Below are 1,890 nucleotides of genomic sequence, written 5' to 3'. Positions count from 1 at the left end.
TGGCTAAAAAGAAAAAGTGTTGGTGGCGGTCAATTGCCCGCGAAGTCAATGATAGCAAGGCCTTTCATGATCTTTCCCTGGGGTATGGGCAGTTACACCTGTCAGGTGCAGCTGCCCATGCCCTTCACCGATGCCAACTAACAAATACGCTACCGCCCGCCAACTATTGCCATTGTCGGAACGGCAAGGGGCTGCCGCCCTCTGTCTTGTAACGGGTGTCTCGCACCCTTGAATGAGGCCGGCATATTACCCGATAGCCGCACCACATCGAACCGGTATTTCCACAAAAACCATGCCTAATAAACAATATTGAGTCCCTTTCCTCGTATCTGTGGGCGACAAGACCAGGCAGGCTCCATGCATGACACTTGATGTGTCACCTCAACATCGTCCAGAGGAATACAACCGTGATAAGCAATCCACAGATTGCTTCGTAGCATTCGTTTGATAACGTTTACTTTTAAGAGCAGTCAGAGCATCGCATTGATAACGATTTCTGCGATTGTGTTTTCATTCGCTTTGGCACGATCGCCAGTCGAACCTTCATACGGTAATTCATCCTTCTGTTTAACAACATTCTGGAGAACACTGCATGCTTTTTTTCCGAATTGATTTGCCTTTAAAAATAAAGAGGCAGTTTCCATATCCCGGCAATAGGGGGCGCAGGCATTATACGTTGCCAGTCGCTGCTGAATTCTCTGTGGAGCTTCCATTCTTTCCGGGTACAGATAGGCATGGTAATCATCGACGTTGAAACAGACACGTTCGGAATACTGAAAACGACTGAGGCGACAACGTTCCATCAGTCGCCGATGTAAGTCATGATCAGGCAACAACGGGTGATCAACATCCTTTTCATCAATACCCAGATCCCATGATACCCCCCTCAAACCGCGGGCTTCAGAAATCAATACCAGTGAATTCATATCCTCTTCTGTAACCCATACGTCGTTGCTGCCTAACCGAACAACCTCTTTCGCACCCGCCGCAAAGAGTTCATGGAATGCCATCGCAGAACCGCTTGCTCCCATTGGCGCATAGGCAAAAAAGAAGTCTTCACTCAGACCGCCGCGCACGATTTTCCCCGTTATCACCCCAAGCCCCCAGGATTGTATTTTCATACAGGGATTTTCCAGAAAATGAGACGATATACGCAGGGTACGTTCCGGATTTGAGCAGACGATACCTTTTTCAGGAACGGGTGTTTTAATAATAATATTTTGTTCAATCGTGAATAAACACTGCTTCATCATTAAACCTTAATCAGCAAAGCTGAAACGCTGCTTGTATCGGCCATTAATGGAATAAAACGTTTGTATCACGGTTCGAAATTGCAATCAGAATATAACCTATCAGCCATGCTGGCACAAAAGACTAGCGAGAGCATGTGTTATCTTCAATGTCATGACATCAGGACTCAAAAGGCATACAAGTGTCATGCGAAGCCGGCCAGTGCCAGTCTGCACCGCTGAGGAAAGGAATCTTGCACTGCTGCCAGTCAGACGGCACGCGTCCAGCCCCTGAAATCTCATCAATGGCCTTGGCATACAGCGCCCAGCGGCCGGGGAAGTAATCGTTTTCATCTGAGACGATATAGGCCGGAACGTACTTCAACGCCGCGAAATAGGAGGAGCCCCTGGCACCGATAGCCTCCACCGTGTCACCGCTCACCATTGCGTCATACGCCTCAAACAAGGCCTGTACAGAGGTTGTGACGGCACGCTGAATGACCAGACTATCCGCCACCGGCAACGCATGCAGACGCCCATCGCCATAGGCATTGAACGTGTCTCCATTCAGGTTTTTCACCCTTAACTCCCGCTTAACGATCTGAAGAAGTAAGGCTAAATTGAATGAAGAGAGCGTCCCCTGTGCTCTTCAGGCAAAATA

Annotated in this window: 2 protein-coding genes; both read right to left on the bottom strand. The window is 48.6% G+C overall.

The genetic code is table 11. The annotated features are described in order from the left end of the window. Window positions 1-470: 470 nt before the first annotated feature. On the bottom strand, window positions 471-1,250 hold the full coding sequence (locus ABD892_RS10865) for a nucleoside phosphorylase-I family protein (RefSeq protein WP_345195659.1): 780 nt from the start codon (window positions 1,248-1,250) through the stop codon (window positions 471-473). A gap of 160 nt (window positions 1,251-1,410) precedes the next feature. After that, complete coding sequence (locus tag ABD892_RS10860) at window positions 1,411-1,809, bottom strand: hypothetical protein (RefSeq protein ID WP_345195658.1); 399 nt, start codon at window positions 1,807-1,809, stop codon at window positions 1,411-1,413. Window positions 1,810-1,890: the final 81 nt, after the last annotated feature.

The sequence above is a fragment of the Kistimonas scapharcae genome (assembly GCF_039540975.1).
GTDB classification, from domain to species: Bacteria; Pseudomonadota; Gammaproteobacteria; order Pseudomonadales; family Endozoicomonadaceae; genus Kistimonas; species Kistimonas scapharcae.
This window is presented reverse-complemented; position numbering and strand designations above follow the sequence as displayed.

Excerpts from the sequence above, each read along its gene's own strand:
- ABD892_RS10865 (WP_345195659.1), bottom strand. The coding sequence starts at position 1,250 with ATGAAGCAGTGTTTATTCACGATTGAACAAAATATTATTATTAAAACA.